Origin of the sequence: Arthrobacter sp. U41 (assembly GCF_001750145.1) — a bacterium.
GTDB lineage: Bacteria > Actinomycetota > Actinomycetes > Actinomycetales > Micrococcaceae > Arthrobacter.
The window spans coordinates 2,641,220-2,661,706 of sequence record NZ_CP015732.1 but is presented as its reverse complement, the minus strand read 5'-3'; the positions used below and the strand labels follow the sequence as shown (position 1 = coordinate 2,661,706).

21 protein-coding genes and 1 tRNA gene are annotated in these 20,487 nt (G+C 66.1%); 8 read left to right on the top strand and 14 right to left on the bottom strand.

Translation table 11 applies throughout. From position 1 onward, the window contains the following. Positions 1-144: 144 nt before the first annotated feature. On the top strand, positions 145-618 hold the full coding sequence (locus tag ASPU41_RS12105) for an Lrp/AsnC family transcriptional regulator (RefSeq protein ID WP_069951126.1): 474 nt from the start codon (positions 145-147) through the stop codon (positions 616-618). 93 nt (positions 619-711) lie between these two features. On the opposite strand, the gene ASPU41_RS12100 is transcribed toward ASPU41_RS12105, so the two are convergent. After that, the gene (locus tag ASPU41_RS12100; RefSeq protein ID WP_197515645.1) at positions 712-2,328 is read right to left on the bottom strand and encodes a solute symporter family protein; all 1,617 of its coding nucleotides are present in this window, start codon (positions 2,326-2,328) and stop codon (positions 712-714) included. Next, complete coding sequence (locus ASPU41_RS12095; RefSeq protein WP_069951124.1) at positions 2,325-2,705, bottom strand: DUF485 domain-containing protein; 381 nt, start codon at positions 2,703-2,705, stop codon at positions 2,325-2,327. Before ASPU41_RS12095 ends, ASPU41_RS12100 begins: the two co-directional genes overlap by 4 nt. 229 nt (positions 2,706-2,934) lie before the next feature. Here ASPU41_RS12095 and ASPU41_RS12090 point away from each other — a divergent pair, with 229 nt between their 5' ends. The 4 genes from ASPU41_RS12090 to ASPU41_RS12075 are packed head-to-tail and all read left to right on the top strand — an operon-like array spanning position 2,935 to position 6,770. Then, positions 2,935-4,152 (top strand): sensor histidine kinase, encoded by a 1,218-nt coding sequence (locus tag ASPU41_RS12090; RefSeq protein WP_069951123.1) that lies wholly within the window; start codon positions 2,935-2,937, stop codon positions 4,150-4,152. Positions 4,153-4,187: 35 nt separating this feature from the next. After that, complete coding sequence (locus ASPU41_RS12085) at positions 4,188-4,907, top strand: LytR/AlgR family response regulator transcription factor (protein WP_069951122.1); 720 nt, start codon at positions 4,188-4,190, stop codon at positions 4,905-4,907. Then, positions 4,904-5,296: a hypothetical protein gene (locus ASPU41_RS12080; protein WP_069951121.1), complete on the top strand. Its 393-nt coding sequence runs from the start codon at positions 4,904-4,906 to the stop codon at positions 5,294-5,296. Before ASPU41_RS12085 ends, ASPU41_RS12080 begins: the two co-directional genes overlap by 4 nt. 7 nt (positions 5,297-5,303) lie before the next feature. Beyond that, positions 5,304-6,770, top strand: coding sequence for a sodium/solute symporter (locus tag ASPU41_RS12075; protein ID WP_069951120.1), 1,467 nt, complete (start codon positions 5,304-5,306; stop codon positions 6,768-6,770). Positions 6,771-6,776: 6 nt separating this feature from the next. On the opposite strand, the gene ASPU41_RS12070 is transcribed toward ASPU41_RS12075, so the two are convergent. From ASPU41_RS12070 to rpsB, 6 genes are all read right to left on the bottom strand, one after another. After that, positions 6,777-7,355: a DivIVA domain-containing protein gene (locus ASPU41_RS12070; RefSeq protein WP_069951119.1), complete on the bottom strand. Its 579-nt coding sequence runs from the start codon at positions 7,353-7,355 to the stop codon at positions 6,777-6,779. Positions 7,356-7,433: 78 nt separating this feature from the next. Further along, a complete protein-coding gene (locus ASPU41_RS12065; protein ID WP_069951118.1) occupies positions 7,434-8,354 on the bottom strand; it encodes a phosphatidate cytidylyltransferase in 921 nt (306 codons plus the stop codon). Continuing rightward, complete coding sequence (frr, locus tag ASPU41_RS12060; RefSeq protein WP_069951117.1) at positions 8,354-8,911, bottom strand: ribosome recycling factor; 558 nt, start codon at positions 8,909-8,911, stop codon at positions 8,354-8,356. Before frr ends, ASPU41_RS12065 begins: the two co-directional genes overlap by 1 nt. Positions 8,912-9,033: 122 nt before the next feature. Then, positions 9,034-9,771 carry a UMP kinase gene (gene pyrH / locus ASPU41_RS12055; protein WP_069951116.1) on the bottom strand — a complete coding sequence of 246 codons (738 nt, stop codon included), beginning with the start codon at positions 9,769-9,771 and terminating at the stop codon, positions 9,034-9,036. A 185-nt stretch (positions 9,772-9,956) separates the two neighbouring features. Further along, positions 9,957-10,793, bottom strand: a complete 837-nt coding sequence (gene tsf / locus ASPU41_RS12050; RefSeq protein WP_069951115.1) for a translation elongation factor Ts — start codon at positions 10,791-10,793, stop codon at positions 9,957-9,959. 160 nt (positions 10,794-10,953) lie between these two features. Further along, a complete protein-coding gene (gene rpsB / locus ASPU41_RS12045; protein WP_069951114.1) occupies positions 10,954-11,853 on the bottom strand; it encodes a 30S ribosomal protein S2 in 900 nt (299 codons plus the stop codon). A gap of 550 nt (positions 11,854-12,403) precedes the next feature. Between rpsB and ASPU41_RS12040 the strand changes: the two genes are divergently transcribed. Then, positions 12,404-12,955 carry a M23 family metallopeptidase gene (locus ASPU41_RS12040; protein WP_069951113.1) on the top strand — a complete coding sequence of 184 codons (552 nt, stop codon included), beginning with the start codon at positions 12,404-12,406 and terminating at the stop codon, positions 12,953-12,955. A 96-nt stretch (positions 12,956-13,051) separates the two neighbouring features. On the opposite strand, the gene ASPU41_RS12035 is transcribed toward ASPU41_RS12040, so the two are convergent. The 6 genes from ASPU41_RS12035 to ASPU41_RS12010 all read right to left on the bottom strand — a co-directional run bounded on the left by ASPU41_RS12035 (position 13,052) and on the right by ASPU41_RS12010 (position 18,441). Further along, positions 13,052-14,242: an acyl-CoA dehydrogenase family protein gene (locus ASPU41_RS12035; protein ID WP_069951112.1), complete on the bottom strand. Its 1,191-nt coding sequence runs from the start codon at positions 14,240-14,242 to the stop codon at positions 13,052-13,054. A 264-nt stretch (positions 14,243-14,506) separates the two neighbouring features. Further along, positions 14,507-14,580 (bottom strand) — tRNA-Ile (locus ASPU41_RS12030). Positions 14,581-14,660: 80 nt separating this feature from the next. After that, complete coding sequence (locus ASPU41_RS12025) at positions 14,661-15,857, bottom strand: glycosyltransferase (RefSeq protein WP_069951111.1); 1,197 nt, start codon at positions 15,855-15,857, stop codon at positions 14,661-14,663. 94 nt (positions 15,858-15,951) lie between these two features. Continuing rightward, positions 15,952-16,857, bottom strand: a complete 906-nt coding sequence (locus ASPU41_RS12020; RefSeq protein ID WP_069951110.1) for a DMT family transporter — start codon at positions 16,855-16,857, stop codon at positions 15,952-15,954. Continuing rightward, complete coding sequence (locus tag ASPU41_RS12015) at positions 16,857-17,492, bottom strand: CDP-alcohol phosphatidyltransferase family protein (protein ID WP_069951109.1); 636 nt, start codon at positions 17,490-17,492, stop codon at positions 16,857-16,859. Before ASPU41_RS12015 ends, ASPU41_RS12020 begins: the two co-directional genes overlap by 1 nt. A 55-nt stretch (positions 17,493-17,547) precedes the next feature. Continuing rightward, positions 17,548-18,441: a phage holin family protein gene (locus ASPU41_RS12010; RefSeq protein WP_069951108.1), complete on the bottom strand. Its 894-nt coding sequence runs from the start codon at positions 18,439-18,441 to the stop codon at positions 17,548-17,550. Between the two features lie 183 nt (positions 18,442-18,624). Here ASPU41_RS12010 and ASPU41_RS12005 point away from each other — a divergent pair, with 183 nt between their 5' ends. Both ASPU41_RS12005 and ASPU41_RS12000 read left to right on the top strand, forming a co-directional pair. Next, entirely contained in the window at positions 18,625-19,848 is a 1,224-nt protein-coding gene (locus ASPU41_RS12005) for a multidrug effflux MFS transporter (protein ID WP_069951107.1), read from the top strand. A gap of 177 nt (positions 19,849-20,025) precedes the next feature. Continuing rightward, positions 20,026-20,433: a hypothetical protein gene (locus ASPU41_RS12000; protein WP_069951106.1), complete on the top strand. Its 408-nt coding sequence runs from the start codon at positions 20,026-20,028 to the stop codon at positions 20,431-20,433. Positions 20,434-20,487: the final 54 nt, after the last annotated feature.

Below are 20,487 nucleotides of genomic sequence, written 5' to 3'. Positions count from 1 at the left end.
TCCCGGTGCACCCCGGCCGCCCGGGCGCCGTTGCCCCGGATAGTTGTGACCCTACTCACAATGCCCATTGGGTACAACCACCTGCGGATAAGTTGAGCATTCTGCACTGCCCGAATCCGCCGCACCGTGCTAATCTTGCGCATTATGCAACCCCTGGATGGCACTGACACCCGCCTGCTTTCGGCCATGGCCCGGGACCCCCGCCGGACGGTGGTTGCGCTGGCCCAGAAGCTGGGTTTGTCGCGGAATACCGTGCAGGCCCGCATGGCCCAGCTGGAGAAGAAACACGTCTTCCTGTCCTTTGAGCGCCGCATCAATCCCGCCTCGCTGGGCTACCCGCTGATGGCCTTCATCTCGGTTCACGTCCAGCAGCAAAAGCTCGGCACGCTGGCGGTGGAACTGGCCGATATCCCGGAGATCCTGGAGGGCTACGGCCTGACCGGCTCGGCGGACCTGCTGCTCCGGGTCGTCGCGCTCGACGCCGAGGACCTGTTCCGGATCAACGGCAAGATCCTGGCCTGCGGCGGCGTGGACCGGACGGACACGGCCCTGGCCATGAGCGAGATGATTCCGTTCCGGATCCAGCCGCTGCTGGAACGCGGTTCCGCCGAAGGCTGACGGCCCTTTGGGCTGAGACACAGAGGAGCCCCCGTGCGGCTGCACGGGGGCTCCTCTGTGTCTCAGCCGGCGGTAACCGCCGGCGGTTGGTGCTTAGTGGTCAGTGGCCTTTTCGGCGCCCACACCCGTCAGGGAGCGGACTTCCATTTCGGCCTGCTTGGTGGTGTCTTCGAGCCTCTTGTCCAGGATCGAGCCGAGGTAGCCCAGCAGGAACGCCAGCGGGATGGAGACGATGCCCGGGTTGCTGAGCGGGAAGATCGCGAAGTTGGCGCCCGGGATCATGGACGTCTTGGCACCCGAGACCACCGGGGACAGCGCGATCAGGATGATCGCCGAGCCCAGCCCGCCGTACATGCTCCAGATGGCGCCCTGGGTCGTGAACTTGCGCCAGAACAGCGAGTACACGATGGTGGGCAGGTTGGCCGAAGCCGCGACCGCGAAGGCGAGCGCCACCAGGAACGCGACGTTCTGTCCGTTGGCGAAGATGCCGCCGGCGATGGCCAGCAGGCCGATGACGACCACGGTGCGCCGCGCCACCTTGACCTCGGTGTCAGCGTCGGCTTTGCCCTTGGCAATAACGCTGGCGTAGATGTCGTGGGCGAACGATGCCGCCGCGGTGATCGTGAGGCCGGCGACGACTGCCAGGATGGTGGCGAAGGCCACCGCCGAGATGAAGCCGAGCAGCAGCGGGCCACCGAGGTGGAACGCCAGCAGCGGTGCGGCGGAGTTGACGCCGCCCGGGGCACCCTTGATCGTTTCAGCGCCAACCAGCGCCGCAGCACCGAAGCCCAGGACCAGGGTGAACAGGTAGAACAGGCCGATCAGCCAGATGGACCAGACCACGGACTTGCGGGCTTCCTTGGCGGTCGGAACCGTGTAGAAGCGCATCAGAACGTGGGGCAGGGCCGCGGTGCCGAGCACGAGGGCCAGGCCAAGGGACATGAAGTCGATCTTGGAGACTTCGGACTTGCCGTACTGCAGGCCCGGGTTCAGGATATTCGGGTTGCCCGAGGCTTCCACCGCGCCGCCCAGCAGATCGGAAAGGTTGAAGCCGTAGATGGCGAGGACCCAGAAGGTCATCACCGCTGCTCCCGCAATCAGCAGCACGGCCTTGATGATCTGGACCCAGGTGGTGCCCTTCATCCCGCCGATCAGTACATACATGATCATCAGGGCGCCAACGACGATGATGACCAGCGCCTGTCCGCCCCAGTCGCTGATGCCAAGGAGCAGGGAGATCAGGGTGCCGGCTCCGGCCATCTGGGCCAGGAGGTAGAAGAAGCAGACTACCAGGGTGGAGATGGCCGCCGCGATGCGCACGGGGCGCTGCTTGAGCCGGAACGAGAGGACGTCGGCCATCGTGAACTTGCCGGTGTTGCGCAGCAGTTCGGCGACGAGCAGCAGGGCGACGAGCCAGGCCACCAGGAAGCCGATGGAGTACATAAAGCCGTCGTAGCCGTTGATCGCGATGGCGCCGGTGATGCCGAGGAACGAGGCTGCCGAGAGGTAGTCGCCGGCGATGGCGGTACCGTTCTGCGGGCCGGTGAAGGACCGTCCGGCGGCGTAGTAGTCAGCGGCCGTCTTGTTGTTGCGGCTGGCCTTGATCACGATGATCATGGTGATCGCTACGAACAGGCCGAAGATGCCCATGTTCAGCAGGGTGGTTTCCTTGAGATCCGCAACGTTGACTGCGGGAACCATAAACATCATTTCTGTACCCCGCTGATCTGGTTGCCATGCTTGTCGAATTCGTGGCCTTCGATTTCGTGGCGGATTTCCGCTGCGATCGGGTCAAGCTTCCGGTTCGAGTAGCTGACGTACCAGCCGGTGATGGCGAACGTGGTCACGAACTGGGCCAGTCCCATGATCAGGCCTACGTTGATGTTGCCCCAGACCTTGATGGACATGAACTCCACCGCGTAGTCGGCCAGCAGAACATACGCGAAGTACCAGAGCAGGAATGCAATGGCCATCGGAAAAACAAAGCTGCGGTGACGTTTGCGCAGCTCCTGGAACCGCTTACTCGACTGGACTTCCTTGAAGTCCACGGCCGCCGTAGCGTCCGTTTCTTGGGCTTCGTGACCCATCGTTCCTCCTCATTGAGACTTTTGAGTCCACACCGGCTCCTCCGGCCTGCTCCGAACAGCCCTTTCGCCAATGTGACTGCAATCACTCTCTCGCGTGATGCGGCCTACATTCCAGCATCGCCGTACCCTGCGTCGCTCAGCGGTCGGGATGCTGCGCTCAACGGTGCCCAAAGCACAGTCCGGCGCCCCTTCGACCCCGACCCGGCAGGTGCCGCGATACGCTGGGCCCATGCCCGACTCTCCCCTTTTCATCGCCGCCGCCGTCGCCGTGATCGCGATGGCGATCGCCGTTATCGTCGCCGTCGGGCTCAAGGTGCTCCGCTCCTTCCGGGAGCTCGGCACGGACGCGGAACGGGCCACCTACAAGACGCTCCACGCGGCCTCCCGCGCCGGCCAGCATCTGCGGACGGGCCTGAATCCTTCCGGGGCCGCCAAGGCCAGCCGGCAGTTGCGCACCCTGCTGGGCTGCGACGCACTGGCGATCACCGACACCACCGGCGTGCTCGCCTGGGACGGAGCCGGCGAGGAGCTCAAGCCGTTCCTGATGGAACTGGCCGCAGGGGTGCTCGACGGCGGCCACACCGCCGTCATTCCGGCCGGCGAGGTGCAGGAAACCGCGCAGGGCAGGGGCGCCGTGGCGGCCCACCCCGCGGTGGAACGCGCCGCGGTGATCGCCCCGATCAGGACCGGAACCCGGGTGGTGGGCGTCGTCGCCGCCTTCGCCCCGGCCGCCGGCGCCGGGTTGGTCCGGGCCACCAGCGAGGTGGCCGACTGGGTCGCCACGCAGGTGGAGCTGGCCGAACTGGACGCGTCCCGCACGCTGCTCATGGAGGCCGAGGTGCGCGCGCTGCGGGCCCAGATCAGTCCGCATTTCATCTACAACTCACTGAACGCGATCGCCTCCTTCATCAACACGGACCCGGTCCGGGCCCGTGAGCTGGTGGTGGAGTTCGCCGACTTCACCCGCTACTCCTTCCGCCGCCACGGCGACTTCACCACCCTCGCCGAGGAACTGCGCTGCATCGACCGCTACCTCCTGCTGGAAAGGGCCCGCTTCGGCGACCGCGTGCAGGTGAGCCTGCGGATCGCCCCCGAGGTGCTCAGTACCGTGATCCCGTTCCTGAGCCTGCAGCCGCTGGTGGAAAACGCGGTCCGGCATGGCCTGGAGGCCAAGGAAGGTCCCGGCCACATCTCCATCACTGCCAACGACTCCGGCGCGTTCGCCGAGGTGACCATTGAGGACGACGGCGTGGGGATGGATCCGGAACAGTTGCGGGCTGTCCTCGCGGGGCACAGCGACGGCGACCATGTGGGGCTGCGGAACGTGGACGCCCGGCTGCGGCAGGTCTACGGCGATGAGAACGGGCTCGTGATTGAGACCGCCCCCGGGGAAGGCACCCTGATCACGATGCGTGTCCCCAAGTCGCAGCCCCGCCACGATGCCTGATAGGGGACAAACGCCTCCGGCGCTAGTCTTGGACCATGATTAACGTCCTCGTCGCCGACGACGAGCTGCCCGCTGTTGAGGAACTGGCTTTCCTGCTCGGCCGGGATGACCGGATCGGCACCATCCACCGGGCCTCCTCCGGGGCCGAGGCCCTGCGCGCCCTTGAGGTCGAGGACGTCGACGCCGTCTTCCTGGACATCCACATGCCTGCCCTCTCCGGCCTGGACATCGCCCGCGTCATCGCGCGCAGCAGCAAGCCGCCCGCGGTCGTCTTCGTCACCGCCGACGAGGACTGCGCCCTGGAAGCCTTCGAACTGGCCGCCGTGGACTACCTGCTGAAACCCGTCCGCGCTGAACGTCTGGCGAAGTCCATCGGCCGGATCAGCGAGCTGCTCAAGGACGGCGCCCCGCGGCCGGAAATGATCACCGTGGACCTGGGCGGAACCACGAAGATGATCCGCCGCGACGACGTCACCTACGTCCAGGCCCAGGGCGACTACGCCCGGCTGCACACCGCCGATGCCAGCTACCTCATCCGTGTCCCGCTGGCCGATCTGGAACAGCAGTGGGCCGAAGCCGGTTTCATCCGGATCCACCGCTCCTACCTGATTGCGCTCAACCACGTCAGCCACATGAAGCTGGCGGCCGCCCGGCCCAGCGTCACCGTAGCCGGGGCGGAACTGCCCATCAGCCGGCGCCACCTGCCGTCGGTCCGGGAAAAGCTTGAGGCGACCCGGATCCGGCCGCAGGCATGACCCGGGTCCGCGTCACCGCACCGCGCAGCATCACCCCGGGCAGCATCACGCCGGGCACCACGGCCCTGCCGTCCGCGCGGTCCGCCGCCGACTCGCGCGACGCCGCGGAGGAATCCGACGCCGGACAGGTGTTTGTCCGCTCCCTGATCCGCACGCAGCTGCGGCTGGGGGTTGTCGTGGCCGCGGGGTTCCTGCTGATCCTCGCTGCGTTCCCGCTGATGCTGGGACTGGTCCCCGGGCTGGCGGAGTCGACCATTGTGGGCCTGCCCTTCGACTGGGTGCTGCTGGGCATCGGGATCTATCCGGTGGTCGGGCTCAGCGCCTGGCTCTTCATCCGGACGGCGGCCCGGAATGAGGCCCGCTACCGGGACCTCGTCGGGGACAAGTGAGGCACGCGTGAACCCGGTCGTCGGTATCGCCGCATTCGCCGCCGTCTCGGTGGCCACCGCCGTCATCGGTTTTTACGGGCTCCGGATCTCGCGCACCACCGGGGATTTCTACGTGGCCTCGCGGACGGTCCGGCCGTGGTGGAACGCCTCCGCGATCGGCGGTGAATACCTTTCCGCCGCCAGCTTCCTCGGCGTCGCCGGGCTCATCCTGCTCTCCGGCACCGACGCCCTGTGGTTTCCGGTGGGGTACACCGCCGGCTACCTGATGCTGCTGCTTTTCGTCGCCGCTCCGCTCCGCCGCTCCGGCGCCTACACCATTCCCGATTTCACCGAAGCGCGGCTCGACTCCCGGGTGGTCCGCAGCGTCACGAGCGTTGTGGTCGTGATGGTCGGCTGGCTCTACATCGTCCCGCAACTCCACGGCGCGGCGCTGGCGATCCGGATCACCACCGGGCTGCCGGCGTGGGTGGGGCAGGTGGCGGTGGTCGCCGTCGTCTGTGTCACCGTGGTGGCCGGAGGGATGCGTTCCATTACCTTTGTCCAGGCGTTCCAGTACTGGCTGAAGCTGACGGCGCTGGCCGTGCCGATCCTGTTTATCGCCTTCTCGCTGGCGGACGCCGGGACCCCCGCCGTGGCGGAGGCGTCGGTGAACCCCACGGCAGTGGCTCCGGCCGGGCTGTACCAGAACATCTCGCTGCTGGTGGCCCTGCTGTTCGGCACGCTGGGGCTGCCGCACGTGCTGGTGCGGTTCTACACGAACCCGGACGGGCAGTCGGCCCGTCGGACCACCCTGATTGTGCTGGGCCTGCTGTCGGTCTTCTACCTGTTCCCGACCGCCTACGGGCTGATCGGCCGGATGTTCGCGCCGGACCTGGCGCAGAGCGCGCAGGCCGATGCGCTGGTGCTGCTGCTTCCGGGGCAGCTGATTGGCGGGACCGCCGGTGACCTGCTGTCCGCCCTGGTGGTGGCCGGGGCGTTCGCCGCCTTTCTGTCCACAACCTCAGGGCTGGTGGTCTCGCTCGCCGGGGTGATCAGCCAGGACCTCTTCGGCGGCAGTGTGCGCGGCTTCCGGTGGGCGGCCGTGATCTCCGCGGTGGTTCCGCTGGGGCTCGCGTCCATGACCGGTTCGCTCGCGCTGGCAGGCAGCGTGGGGATGGTTTTTGCTTTTACCGCATCAACCATCTGCCCGGTGCTTTTGCTGGGCATCTGGTGGCGCGGGCTGACCGACGCCGGGGCGATCGCCGGCATGGCGACAGGGGCGGTGCTGTGCGGCGGGGCGATGGCGGCCGGAGCGGTGCTGGGTGCCGGCGGCCCGCCGTCGTGGCTGGCGCAGCCCGCGGCGTGGACGGTGCCGGCAGCGTTTGCCGTGATGGTCCTGGTTTCCCGGGCCACCAGGAACCGGGTCCCGCGGACCATCACGCGGCTCATGACGCGGCTGCACACGCCCGAACGGCCGCTGGTCACCGAGCGTTAGCGCCGGTCAGTCGATGGCGGCCATGAGTTCGACGACGCGGTCCAGGAAGGCGTCCACCTGGCTTTCGTCGTAGCCGTCCCTGCCGACGGCTGGACGGAAGACGGCGCGGCGGACGTTGTCCACGCTCAGCGGTTTGTCCTCTTCGAGGTAGCCGATCAACTCATAGCAGAGGTCATCCACATCCGTGGTGTTGTAGCTGCGTGCCTTGGCTTTGGAGGGGCGTCGGAAGCGCTGGCCGTCGGGGCGGTGCAGCCGCCCGCGCAACACGCCGGCGAGCCGGCCGATTTCGCGGAGCCAGGCTTCCTCGCCGCCTTCAGCGACAAGTTCGTCACGTTCCCGCCGGGCGAGGGCGTCTTCCAGGCGGTCCAGCGCCGCATCCACGCCGGCCGCGGCATAGCCGCCCTTGACCGGATCAAAGGACACGGCCCGCACGTCCGCGCTCTTGACCGGCCGGGCGGCGGACTGGGGGGACTCGAACGACACCCGTGCACGTTGCATGAACTCGTCGACTTGCTTGGCGTTGTAGCCGTACCGGGTCCGCTCGACGCGGTCAAAAGACGCAGGAATCTGCCGTTGAATGTCCACTGTAACTTTTGTTTCCTTCAATGCCGTTCGGCTGGTTTGTCCGGCACCATTCTAGATGCCGGAGGGTGGGAAGCCGCCTCAGACGCCGGCAAAGAGCGAGTAGAGAATGAACGCCACCGGGGAGGCGAAGACGATCGAATCCAGCCGGTCCATGACCCCGCCGTGGCCGGGCAGGATGCTGCTCATGTCCTTGATCCCGAGTTCGCGCTTCACCATGGATTCGGAGAGGTCCCCGGCGGTGGCTGCTGCGACCATGCCCACGGCCAGCGCCGCCCCCACCCACCAGGGCTTCTCCAGCAGGAAGATGGCGGCCAGCACTCCGACCACCGTGGCTCCGGCAATGGAGCCGGCGAAGCCTTCCCAGCTCTTTTTGGGGCTGATCTTCGGCGCCATCGGGTGCTTGCCGAGCGAGGCTCCGACGATGTACCCGAAGGTGTCGTTGGCGACCACCAGCAGCAGGAGGGTGGCAATCTGCCACGCTCCCGGGGGAATCACGCCGTCGGGCCACAGCCCGACCGGTGTCTGGCCCACCACGGTGTGCAGCGGCAGCACCGCGAAGCTGATCAGGAACGGAATCCAGGCCAGGGTGAAGACACCGGCGTAAATGCTTCGCGCGGATCCGGCCGCGCCCTCCAGGGACCGCCAAATCAGCGCCGCGACGCTGCTGATCATGATTGCGAACAGCAGGCTTTCGAGGCCTCCGAAGTAGGCGGCGGCCGGCATCGCAACCGTGCCGGTCATCACCGGAATGATCGGCAGTCTCGTGCCCGTGGTTTCCAGTGCCCGGAAGACTTCCCAGACACCGAAGACCGCGAAGGCGGTGACGATCAGCACGAACCCCAGCGGAAAGAGCAGCAGCCCGCCGAGGACGAAGGTGAGCAGGCCCAGACCCACGGCAGTCGCCGCGGGAAGATTCCTGCCGGCCCTGGGCGTCGGGTTCCTCCGTTGCTTCCCCCGCACCCGGACGTCGGCTCCGGGGTCCCCCTGTTCCTGCGTCATCAGACCTCGAGCAGCTCGGCTTCCTTGCGCTTGAGCAGCTCGTCGATCCCGTCGACGTGGGCCTTGGTCATGGCGTCCAGTTCCTTTTCGCCACGGCTGCCCTCGTCCTCGCCTGCCTCGCCGTCCTTCACCAGTTTGTCCAGGGTTTCCTTGGCCTTGCGGCGGATGTTGCGGATGGACACCTTGGCGTCTTCGCCCTTGGCTTTGACGATTTTGACGTATTCCTTGCGGCGCTCCTGCGTGAGGTCAGGGATGGTGATCCTGATGACGTTGCCGTCGTTGGAGGGGTTAGCTCCCACCTCGGAGTCGCTGAGGGCGCGTTCGATGTCGCGCAGCGCGGTCTTGTCGAAGGGTGTGATGAGGATGGTGCGGGCGTCCGGAACGGCGAAGGAGGCCAACTGCTGCAGCGGTGTCGGGGAACCGTAGTAGTCCACCAGGACCTTGTTGTACAGGCCCGGGGTGGCGCGGCCGGTCCGGATTGAGGCGAAGTCTTCCTTGGCTACTTCAACCGCCTTGTCCATCTTGTCCCCGGCTTCGAGCAAGGTTTCTTCGATCACGATCTCTCCTCAGAAATTGGTGCCACCCGCCCTTGGCGGGGTGCTGCACGGTCATGGTTGAATTCCGCCTGCTTAGCCCGGATCCGGGGTGCGGAACTGTCCTGAAAACATCCTAGCCGCTGCTAGGGGGTGACGACGGTGCCCAGGTCCTCGCCCAGGATGGCCCTGGTGACGTTGCCTTCGCCTTCCATCCCGAACACCACCATGGTGAGGTTGTTGTCCTTGCACATGGTCATGGCGGTCTGGTCCATCACGCGGATGTCACGTCGCAGGGCCTCGTCGTAGCTGAGGTGGTGCAGCTTCTCGGCGGTGGGATCCAGTTTCGGGTCGGCGGTGTAAACGCCGTCGACCCCGCTCTTGGCCATCAGGACAACGTCGGCGTGGACCTCCATGGCGCGCTGGGCGGCCACGGTGTCGGTGGAGAAGTACGGCAGTCCGGCGCCGGCGCCGAAGATGACGACGCGGCCCTTTTCCATATGGCGGATGGCGCGGCGCGGAATGTACGCCTCTGCGACCTGGCCCATGGTGATGGCACTCTGGACCCGGGTTTCGACGCCGGCCTGTTCCAGGAAGTCCTGGAGGGCCAGGCAGTTCATGACCGTGCCGAGCATGCCCATGTAGTCTGCGCGGGAACGGTCCATGCCGCTCTGCGACAGTTCGGCGCCGCGGAAGAAGTTTCCGCCGCCGACGACGATCGCGACTTCGACGTCGGGGACTGCTGCGGCGATCTGTTTGGCCACGCCGCGGACGGTGTCAGGGTCGACGCCCAGCTTCCCGCCGCCGAAGACCTCGCCTGAGAGCTTCAAGAGAACTCGGCGCCGGCTCTTCTTTGGCTGGGCTGAAGTGGTGACGGTTTCCATGGTGCCTTCCCGTTGGTGAACTCTGAGCTAGGTTATCGTGCCGGGGACCAAAGGCGTCATTCCGCCCGGACCCGGGTCCGCCCCGGGAGGGTGTCCCGGGGCATGCCCTGCGTGCATGCAAAAGGGGCGGCCACCGCAGTGACCACCCCTTCAGCGTGTCTGACTACTCTCTGACTGGTGCCTGACTAGGAACCGACGCGGAAACGCGCGAATGTGGTGCCCTTGACGCCGGCCTCGGTGAGGACCTGCGCGACAGACTTCTTGGCATCCTTGGCGAATGCCTGGTCGAGGAGGACCTCGCCCTTGTAGAAGCCCGTGACACGGCCTTCCACAATCTTGGTCATGGCAGCCTCGGGCTTGCCTTCAGCCTTGGCGGTTTCCTCGGCGATGCGGCGTTCGGACTCGACGAGGTCGGCCGGAACATCCTCGCGGGAGAGGTAGTTCGGGGACATCGCGGCGATGTGGACGGCGACGTCGTGGGCTGCGGTGGCAGCTGCTTCGCCTTCGCCGTCAACAGCGAACAGGACGCCGACCTGGGCCGGGAGATCCTTGGAGGTCTTGTGCAGGTAAGCGTCTACGGTTGCGCCCTCGATGCGGGAGAGGCGGCGGACAACAACCTTCTCGCCCAGAACGGCGCCCTCTTCGATAACAACCTCGGACAGCGGCTTGCCGTCGACCTCGGTGGCCAGCAGGGTCTCGAGATCGGCAGCGCCGGACTCGACTGCAACGGCCAGGACCTTGTCGGCGAGCTGGATGAACTTGTCAGCCTTCGCGACGAAGTCGGTCTCGCAGTTGACTTCAATCATCACGCCAACGCCGCCGTCGACCTTGGCAGCAACCAGGCCTTCAGCGGTGGAGCGGCCTTCGCGCTTGGTGGCGCCCTTGAGGCCCTTGATGCGGATGATTTCGATGGCCTTTTCGGCGTCACCGTTGGCTTCGTCAAGAGCCTTCTTGACATCCATCATGCCGGCGCCCGTGCGCTCGCGCAGAGCCTTGATATCAGCGGCAGTGTAGTTCGCCATGTGAACCCCTCTGTCTAGAAATTTTATGTGGTGTACGGACTGACAGGACGGCAGCTCACCCGGTGAGCGGCCATCCTGTCAGTTCCCCTACAATGCGTTAATCGTGCGGGGAGATCCGGATTTATTTGTCAGCTGAGAAAAGCAGACCTTGTGTGTCTGACTACTTGGCTTCGCCGGCGGCGTCGTCAGCGGCCGGGGTAGCCTCGGCAGCTGCCGGAGCTTCCTCTGCAGCGGCGGGCGCTTCGTCAGCGGCCGGAGCGGCTTCTGCCGGAGCGGCAGCGGCCTCTTCGGTCTTGCTGCCTTCGAGGAGCTCGCGCTCCCACTCGGCCAGCGGCTCTTCCGGAGCTTCCGTGGTGCCGGTGGTGCGCTGGTGGCGGGCGATGAGGCCCTCAGCAACGGCGTCGGCAACAACGCGGGTCAGCAGGTTGACGGAGCGGATGGCGTCGTCGTTACCCGGGATCGGGAAGTCGACTTCGTCCGGATCGCAGTTGGTGTCCAGGATGGCCACAACCGGGATGTTCAGCTTCTGGGCTTCGTCGACAGCAAGGTGTTCCTTCTTGGTGTCAACGATCCACAGCGCGGACGGCGCCTTGGTCAGGTTGCGGATACCACCAAGGTTGGTCTGCAGCTTGGTGAGTTCGCGGCGAAGGAGCAGCAGCTCCTTCTTGGTGTAAGCGGAACCGGCGACGTCGTCGAAGTCGATCTCTTCGAGTTCCTTCATGCGCTGGATGCGCTTGGAGACCGTCTGGAAGTTGGTCAGCATACCGCCGAGCCAACGCTGGTTGACGTAGGGCTGGCCAACGCGGGTGGCCTGCTCGGCGATGGATTCCTGGGCCTGCTTCTTGGTGCCGACGAAGAGAACGGTGCCGCCGTGTGCAACGGTGGCCTTCACGAACTCGTAGGCGCGGTCGATGTAGGACAGCGACTGCTGCAGGTCAATGATGTAGATGCCGTTGCGCTCCGTGAAGATGAAACGCTTCATCTTCGGGTTCCAACGGCGGGTCTGGTGTCCAAAGTGGACGCCGCTGTCAAGCAGCTGGCGCATAGTTACGACGGGCATGCCGGCGCTCCTTCCGGCAGGTCATTCATGAGACAGCCCACGGGCTGTCTTACCCTGCCAATAGTTGACGGTTGATTAGCAACACCCAGGCGGGCGGTGCTCCTGGCATCCGCTGCGCTTCTTCTCCGGACCACAGGCCCGGACCGAAAGAAGCACAGTCCTCTGCACTCTGAAGTGTTCAAGCTTCGAAATGAGGAGGGCTGGATACGCGTAGTCAGCCACTGCTCCCCCGCACCCCAGAATGAGGCGTGCCGGCTTGGACAAGTACCTTGATCAAGCGTGAGGGCACAGCAAACTGCTCCACCAAGTGTACTACAGGGCCGGTGCCGGATTGGACGGTTTGCGGGGGCTGCCGGAGGGACCGCCACGGGTCTTCCGGGCGGCATTTCGGGCCCCTTTCCGGCGTCCGCGCGGGCCGCTTCGCAGGGTCCTTGCCGTTCTTTACCGGCGCCTCCTTCCCGGCGCCGCCAGCCCGGGATCGTTCCACTTCTTTTCCACATAGCCCGGAAGGGTCATTACGCCGGTCCGGCCGCCGCGGCAGGCTGAGTCCATGAAGACTCCGGCGTCCATTTCCGCGCTTGCTGCCGCGCTGCTCCTGGCACTCGCCCCTGTAACGGCCTCCGCAGGCCCCAGCCTTATGCGTGGTCCTGGCAGTGGTCCCGGACCGTCGGTGGCCGACTCCTGGAGCTGGCCGCTGAATCCCAGGCCTGCCGTGGTGCGCGGCTTTGATCCGCCGGCCAGGCCGTGGCTCAGCGGCCACCGCGGCGTCGACCTCCGGGCGGCGTACGACGCAGCCCCGGTCACTTCGCCGGCGGCCGGCACTGTGAGCTTTGTCGGAGTTGTGGTGGACCGCCCGGTCATCACCGTTGATCACGGCAACGGCTTGCGGAGCAGCTTCGAGGCGGTGCGCAGCGTTCTTGGCGCGGGCGCCGCCGTCGAGGAAGGGGATGTCCTGGGGTGGATCCTGCCCGGACACTGCGGACCGGAACCCTGCATCCACTGGGGCGTCCGCCGCGGAGAGGCCTACCTCAATCCGATGGCCTTCGTGACGGACCTGCGGCCCTCCATCCTGCTTCCGCCCAAAGACCCCGCGCCCGGATAGGGATGCGGGGGCAAAGCAGGCTGAAGGGCCGCGGGCCGTGCTGCGGACCGCCGGACGCGGGCGTCTTGGGGCCGCCGTGCGCCGCGGGGGCCGTTCCTAGACGATCGCGGAGATGCCCGTGATCGCCCGGCCGGTGACGAGGGTGTTGATCTCGTGGGTGCCCTCGTAGGAGTAGATGGCTTCGGCGTCCGAGAAGACCTTGGCCATCTCGTAGTCCGTCACGATCCCGTTGCCGCCGAGGATGCCGCGGCCCAGGGCAACGCTCTCGCGCATGCGGGCCGTGGTGAAGGCCTTGGCCAGGGCGGACTGCTCATCCTTGGCCTGACCCAGATCCTCGAGCTGGGAGAGCCGGACCATCATGCCCATCGAACTGACCGCATTGCCAAGGATCTGCACGAGCTGGTGCTGCACCAGCTGGAAGGAGGCGATCGGGCGCCCGAACTGGCTGCGCTCCACGGCGTAGCGGCGGGCGACGTCGAAGGCCGCCAGCTGCTGGCCGACTGCCTGCCAGGCGACGGCCAGGCGGGTGACCTTGAGGACCTTGTTCGTGTCGCGGAAGCTGTTGGCGTTGGCGAGCTTGAAGAACTCCGGCACCACGACGTTGTCCAGTGTGATGTCCGCGTTCTGCACCGTGCGCAGCGAAATCTTGTTCTCGATCTTGGTGGCGCTGTAGCCCTCGGTCTTGGTGTCGACGAGGAAGCCCTTGACCTGGTTGTCGGCGAGGTCACGGGCGTAGATGACGACCCAGTCGGAGAACGTGGCGTTGCCGATCCAGCGCTTGGCGCCGTTGAGGATCCAGCTGTTCCCCTCCCGGCGGGCTGTCGTGCGGGTGCCGCCGGCGACGTCGGACCCGCCAAGCGGCTCGGTGAGGCCGAAGGCGCCGATTTTCTTGAGCGAGTAGATGTCCGGCAGCCAGGCTTCCTGCTGTTCCGCGGAGGCGAGTGCTTCGATGGAGCCGGTGAAGAGTCCGTCGTGGACGCCGATAAAGGTTGCGATGGAGGTGTCCGCGCGCGTTAGCTCGGCGTGCAGGATTCCGGCGAAGAGGTTGGTGTAGCCCTGCCTCCTGACCGGGCTGACGAGGTCGATTTCGGCCAGCTTCGGAATCAGGTCCATCGGGAATTCGGCGCGGTTCCAGCAGTCGACGGCGATCGGCTTGACCTCACGGGCCAGGAACTCGCGGACCTCCGCAAGCCGGTCCTGCTCCTTGCGGCTGAGCAGCTGCTCGAAGGCAAAGAAGTCGCCGTCGGCGTACGGGAGGTTGTTGATGTCGATGTCAGCTTTGGACATGGTGTTCCTTCACGTGTGATCAGCAGCGGCCGGTGGGACGCGGACGGCGCACCGGCAGAATGTTACTCACCGGTAACTTATCGCAATTCAGGGGTGGCCCGCAAGTGATGGAGCTGACGCTGGAGGATCCGGTGGGGGGCCGTTCCCGGGCTGGACCGGGGAAACAGGCGCCGCACCGGATAACACAAAAGAGCCGGGCTGACGTCGAAACATCAGCCGCGGCTCCCGTGGCTCCGGATCCCGGTCGGGGTTCCGCAGAGATTGTAGGGCTACTCGGACTTGAACCGAGGACCTTAGGATTATGAGTCCCGCGCTCTAACCAGCTGAGCTATAGCCCCGTGCGCCCGGAAACCGTCACCCCTCGCGGGGACGATTGATTTCCGGGCGAAAATCACTCTAACAATAGTAGTGGCCCGATTCAGACGACGAGGTCGTCGTAGCTCGCGCCGCGGTAGAGATCCTCGAAGGCCTGCAGCGTGCGTTCGAGGCTGTGGTTCTCCACGATGCCCCGGCTCGCCTTTCCCATCGCCGCGAGTTCGTCCGCGGGGAGCGAGAGCACGCGGACGATCTTGGCGGCGAGGTCGTCGCTGTCATTGGGCGTGAACAAGTAGCCGTTTTCGCCGTCGCGCACCAGGTGCGGCAGCGCCATGGCGTCGGCAAGCAGCACCGGCGTGGATGCGGACATCGCTTCGAGCGTCACGAGGGACTGCAGCTCGGCCGTTCCGGGCATGCAGAACAGGTCGGCCGCCAGATAGGCCGTGCGGAGGTCGGCGTCGCTGGCCAGGCCAAGGAACTTGACCCGGTCCTGCAGACCGAGCCGGGCAACCTGGTCCTCGAGGGCCGGGCGCACTTCGCCGCCGCCGACGATTTCCAGGTGGACGTCCAGCTCCCTGGGCGTCTTGGCGACGGCGTCGATCAGGACATCGATGTGCTTTTCCTCGGCGAGCCGGCCGACGAACAGCAGGGTGGGGCTCGGGTGCCGCTCGAGCTCCTCGCCGGGCTTAAGTTCGTAGGCCGCGGAGTCGATGCCGTTGGAGAGGGGCAGGACCTTGCGGAGGAAGGCGTGCTGGTGCATCGCCTCGGCCGCCAGCGGCGTGGGGGTGGTCACGACGTCGGCCTGGCCCATGACCTTGCCCATGTCCTTCCAGGAAATACGTCCCACGATGTCCTTGAACCACTGCGGGAACGGCAGGAAGGGGTTCAGGTTTTCCGGCATGAAGTGGTTGGTCGCCACGATCCGGATGCCGCGCTTGACGGCCTCGTAGAGCACGTGCTCGCCGATCATGTAGTGGCTCTGGATGTGCACGACGTCGGGCTTGATGCGGTCGAACAGCAGGCTGATTTCCTTCTTGATCTCCCAGGGGAAGGTGATCCGGAAGTATTCATGCGTGGGAACTGAGTGCGAGCGGATCCGGTGGACCGTGCCTTCGTCGCTGAACTCGCTGTAGCTCTTTCCCTTATCCGGGCGGCAGGCCAGGACATGGACATCATGTCCGCGCGCCGTCATGCCCTTGGCCAGGCGGTAGCTGAACATGGCAGCGCCGTTGACGTGGGGCGGGTAGGTGTCCGCGGCGATCAGAATGGTCAGCGGGTGCTGGTTGTCGGGCATGGTCACGTGGAGAGCTCCTGGTGGTCACGGTGCGGGCAGCTGAGACGGTGGTGGCCGTCGGCGCAGGCGTGCCGGGCCTACTGCTGAGGTCTGGTTTGCCCTAGGACACCCGGCCCGCTGCCTTCCGCGCGTCCTTCTTGCGCCTGGTGACTTCGGGATGGTGCCTGGACAAAGCGATCACTCCCACGATAGCAAGCGATCCGGCCGCACCCATCGCAATCGCGGTCACGGCGTGGACATCGGGGCGCAGCTCGCCGAGGATCGTGATGCCGATGGCGATGCCGACGATCGGGTCGATCACCGTCAGCCCGGCAATCACGAGGTCAGGCGGGCCACCGGAGTATGCGTTTTGGACGAACCACGAGCCGAGGCCGCCGGCGGCCACGAGTGCGACCACCGAATACCACGGCACATTCATTAGGCCCTGGCCGTTCGGATCGAGCAGGTGCTTGCCGATGATACGGGTCAGGACGGCGACAAAGCCGAACAGGATTCCCGCACCAAGGATATAGATAAAGGCGCTCATCCGGTGCCTGAACATCAGGGCGAGCGTTCCGAACAGTCCGACAGCCAAGGCCAGCAGCAGCACAATGGTCAGCTCGTCGGAGGAGTGGACCTGGTGGTTCTCCTGGGTGACGTTGACGGCCAGCAGCACAAAGAGGGCCGAACCGGTCACGCATGCGGAAATGGCCACCACCGTGGCCCGGTTGATGCTCAGCCCCTGGTCCTTGGTGTTGACGATCGTCGTGATGACGAGGGCGATTGCCCCGATCGGCTGGACGACGGTGAGCGGCGCCATGACCAGGGCGACGGCGTTCATCGCCATGCCCACGACCAGCAGCATCAGACCGAACACCCAGCGGGGGCTTCGGATCAGCCGGAGCATGCCGTGGGTGCTGAGCGCGAGTCCGCCGGTGTCGGCCTTGACCGCGCTGCCTTGGCGCTGGGCGCCGAACGCGAGACAGAACGCGCCCAGGACAGCAAGCAGTACCGCGATCCACACCATCAGCGGGCGCCGCCGTCGACGTCGGGTTTGGTGTCCTTGAGCTTTTGGCCCTTGCGGATGATGGCCCAGAAGTAGTTGTAGCCGGCGATCCAATGTCCCACGAGCCCGAGTCCGAGGAAGATCCAGGCTGCCACGAAGTAAACCTCGGTGCCGGGGACGGGGAGCTTCGAGAGCACGAGCAGCGGGGTGCCGACCAGCAGCAGCGCAGTCCGGATCTTGCCGACTTTGCTGACCGGCAGGTCGGGGTGGCCGTGGAAGTAGTAGAGCGACAGGGCCAGCAGGATGGCGTCCGGGATGAGCAGCGCCGCGAGGTACCACCACTCCACGACACCGGCGATCACAAGGGTCACGGCAACCGCGATCAGCGACATCCGGTCCGCGATGGGGTCCATGACCCTCCCGAGGTTGGACATCTGGTCGTACCGGCGGGCAACGTAGCCGTCCACCCAGTCAGTGCTGCCCATAATGGCCAGGACGAGTGCGGCGTAGCCGTAATCCTGCCGCCCGAGCACGAGCCAGATGAAAAGTGGGACACCGAGGAACCGCACCACGGTCAGGACGTTCGGGACAGTGACGACCCGGTCGTGGTGGATCTGGGCCTGACCAGGGCGGGAACCAGCGCCAATGAACTTCATCCAGTCCCCCTTTCCGTGGCCGGCAACGTTCGGCCGTCGCAGTTCAGCGGGCTGCCTAGCCCTTGATCAGTTTGCGCAGCAGGAACACGAGCGCGGCGGCTGAGGCGGTCAGCGCGACGAGCGGTTTCCAGCGCTGGCCCAGCTGGCCTGCCACGCCGGCGCTGCCCGCAGCCGGCCCGGCCGACGTCGCCGGCCGGTTTGCGCTACGCACGGCCGCGGACCGTAACCCTGCGACCTTGCCGCTGAGCTGTTCCTTGCCGTCGTGCAGTTTCACCTGGGCTGCTGCCAGCAGGAGTTGCGCCTGGGTCTTGACGTCCAGTTCCTCGTTGAGTTCATCACGGACACCGGTGAGGTGGGTGCGGCGCTGGTCCAGCCGGCGTCGCAGTTCCGCTTCGGTGGGCGGCGGGCCGTAGTCCGGCTCGGCGGCCTTCTTGGCTTCCTTCTCGGCCTTGGCCTTGGCGGCGGCCTCGGCTTTGGCGGCCTTGGCTGCCTTGTACTGCTCTGAGTCAGGATCCAGCACGGCGGGGTCGAAGGCGGAGCCTTCCTTGGCGATGCCGAGGTCATACTTGAGGCCGCGGAGGGTATCTTCCGGAACCAGCGGCATGGCCTTCTTGAACTTGCCGACGCCCAGCAGGCCCACGATCACAGCAATCAGCAGGAAGACCCCGCAGACCAGCAGGGCCGCGAGCCAGGCAGGCATGATCGTGGCGAGGCCCATGATGGCGGCCACGATGAGGCCGATGACCAGGAAGGAAACAAAGACCAGCGCGACGGCGAGAAAGGCGGCGGCAACGCCGACCTGGATGCCTTTGCGTTTGATCTCGACCTTGGCGAGGGCAATCTCGTCGTTGAGCTGCCGCGGAGCCAGTTTAAAGATCAGTTTCAGAGTCCTGGGGAGCGCGGAAATACGCAGCCCCCCGCTTGTCCCGCCGCTGTGACGTCCGCTCATCGGTCCCGCCTAACTGGTTACGTCTGTGATTCCGCTTCCGCGGGATTGCCTGTCTGCGCAGCTTCACGCACACTCCGGTGTCAAAACTACCATTCAGGCTTCGCGCCGGGGCGCGGCAGCGGGCTGTGGCGCGCCCCTCGCCGCACGCCCGGGCTGCTGTCGTGAGCCCTAGGATTGACCTCTGTGACTACACCCACCAATCCCGGCGATTCGTTGACCCGTCGCAGGAAGCTCCTTTACATCCTGATGCTGGGCGCGCTGACCGCCCTGGGGCCCTTCACCGTGGACCTGTACCTTCCTGCTTTCCCGGCGCTGGAAGAAAGCCTGGGTGTCTCGGAGGCGGCCGTGCAGCTGACGCTGACCGGCACCACGATTGGCTTTGCCCTGGGCCAGTTGGTGGTGGGCCCGCTCAGTGACAAGTTCGGCCGGCGGATGCCGCTGATCCTGGCGACGGGGGTGCACATCCTCGCCTCCCTGGGGGCTGCACTGTCGACTGACATCTCGATGCTGGGCTTCTTCCGGGTGCTGATGGGCATCGGCGCGGCGGGAGGCGGCGTGGTGGCCATGGCGATGGTGCGGGATCTGTTCAGCGGCTTCGCCATGGTGCGGATGTTCTCCCGGATGGCGTTGGTGAACGGCCTGGCGCCGATCCTCGCCCCGGTGATCGGTTCGCAGTTGCTGCTGTTCATGCCTTGGCCGGGGATCTTCGTTTTCCTGGCCGGCTACGGCCTGTGTGTCCTCATCGCCGCGGTGTTCGTGGTGCGCGAGACGCTGCCCCGGGACGTTCGCGGGAAATCCGGGATGACCGCCCGCCAGCGCTACGGTGTCCTGTTCGCGGACCGGGTCTTCGTTGGCCTGCTGCTGGTGGGCGGGATGAACTTCGCCGGGCTGTTCACCTACCTTTCCGCGTCTCCGTTCCTGTTCCAGAACGTCTACGGCTTCAGCCCGCAGCAGTACGGCCTGCTCTTCGGAGTGAATTCGCTGGGCATCGTCGCGGGCGTGCAGACCAGCTCGAGGCTCGTCCGGAGGGTCCCGCCGCAGTGGATCCTGGCTTGCTCCACGGCGTGGATGTTCCTCATGGCCATGCTGATCGTGATTTTCGACCGGCTGGACTTCGGGTTGTGGGGCGTGCTGGTGCCGCTGTGGTTCTATATCCTCGGCGCCGGCTTCACGTTCCCCTGCGTCCAGGTGCTGGCGCTGGCCAAACACGGCGCGCAGGCCGGCACCGCCGCCTCTTTGCTCGGTGCCGCAACGTTCCTGATGGCTGGCCTCATCTCCCCGGTGGTGGGCTGGTTCGGTGTCAGTTCCGCCACCCCGATGGGCGCCGTCCAGGCCGCGTGTATATTCCTCGCCGCGGCCGCCCTCTGGCTGGTCGTCAGGCCCCGCACCGTCCCGTCGATCGAGTAGCCCGCCCTTCCCGCATGCCCCAGCCCGCGGGACATGCCCAGTCCTAGCGTGCAGGAGTGGGCATATGCGCACGATGTCCATGCGCCAGGCCCGGCGCGGGGCATGTCCCGGGGGAACGACCGCGGTGCTGGCCTTCGGCCCTGTTCCCGTCCGAGCCCGGGCGATAAAGTTGTAGATGTGCCCCACTGGCAGGATCATCCGCCCCTACCGGCCACGTGGCAGCGGTGCGACACCGGAATCCTGCCACTGTGGTGGGATCGTTTGTGCAGCCAGGCCAGCCAGCAGTCGGCGGCTCTCTTCGCGGCCGGCCTGTTTACCGAGGACCGCCGGCGCCCGATCGCCCAGTGGTACAACCCGGCCTCCGATTCGGCGCTCCTGGTTGCACCCGAGTCCTCCCCCGAATGGCCCGTGCAGCGCTTCGGCATCTTCTACGCCCCGCCCGGCGCTGGCTTCACCCAGATCCACTCTGCCCCGCACGAGTGGCACCCGCGCGAACCGCGGAAGTCCCCCACCGAACTCGAGGCCTTCCAGGGAGCCGTGGCGGAGGCCGAGCGGTTCCTGCAGGTGGAGATGTACTTCGTCTAACCCCCAAGAGCCGCCGTAAGAGGACACAAAAAAGGTCCCGCAGCCGGTTTATCA

Bases quoted from the DNA above. Each gene is read 5' to 3' on its own strand.
- ASPU41_RS12035 (WP_069951112.1), bottom strand. From the start codon at position 14,242: ATGTCCAAAGCTGACATCGACATCAACAACCTCCCGTACGCCGACGGC.
- ASPU41_RS12085 (WP_069951122.1), top strand. From the start codon at position 4,188: ATGATTAACGTCCTCGTCGCCGACGACGAGCTGCCCGCTGTTGAGGAA.
- ASPU41_RS12065 (WP_069951118.1), bottom strand. From the start codon at position 8,354: ATGACGCAGGAACAGGGGGACCCCGGAGCCGACGTCCGGGTGCGGGGG.
- ASPU41_RS12080 (WP_069951121.1), top strand. From the start codon at position 4,904: ATGACCCGGGTCCGCGTCACCGCACCGCGCAGCATCACCCCGGGCAGC.
- ASPU41_RS12020 (WP_069951110.1), bottom strand. From the start codon at position 16,857: ATGGTGTGGATCGCGGTACTGCTTGCTGTCCTGGGCGCGTTCTGTCTC.
- rpsB (WP_069951114.1), bottom strand. From the start codon at position 11,853: ATGCCCGTCGTAACTATGCGCCAGCTGCTTGACAGCGGCGTCCACTTT.
- ASPU41_RS12040 (WP_069951113.1), top strand. From the start codon at position 12,404: ATGAAGACTCCGGCGTCCATTTCCGCGCTTGCTGCCGCGCTGCTCCTG.
- pyrH (WP_069951116.1), bottom strand. From the start codon at position 9,771: ATGGAAACCGTCACCACTTCAGCCCAGCCAAAGAAGAGCCGGCGCCGA.
- ASPU41_RS12095 (WP_069951124.1), bottom strand. From the start codon at position 2,705: ATGGGTCACGAAGCCCAAGAAACGGACGCTACGGCGGCCGTGGACTTC.
- ASPU41_RS12105 (WP_069951126.1), top strand. From the start codon at position 145: ATGCAACCCCTGGATGGCACTGACACCCGCCTGCTTTCGGCCATGGCC.
- ASPU41_RS12010 (WP_069951108.1), bottom strand. From the start codon at position 18,441: ATGAGCGGACGTCACAGCGGCGGGACAAGCGGGGGGCTGCGTATTTCC.
- tsf (WP_069951115.1), bottom strand. From the start codon at position 10,793: ATGGCGAACTACACTGCCGCTGATATCAAGGCTCTGCGCGAGCGCACG.
- ASPU41_RS12015 (WP_069951109.1), bottom strand. From the start codon at position 17,492: ATGAAGTTCATTGGCGCTGGTTCCCGCCCTGGTCAGGCCCAGATCCAC.
- ASPU41_RS12100 (WP_197515645.1), bottom strand. From the start codon at position 2,328: ATGATGTTTATGGTTCCCGCAGTCAACGTTGCGGATCTCAAGGAAACC.
- ASPU41_RS12090 (WP_069951123.1), top strand. From the start codon at position 2,935: ATGCCCGACTCTCCCCTTTTCATCGCCGCCGCCGTCGCCGTGATCGCG.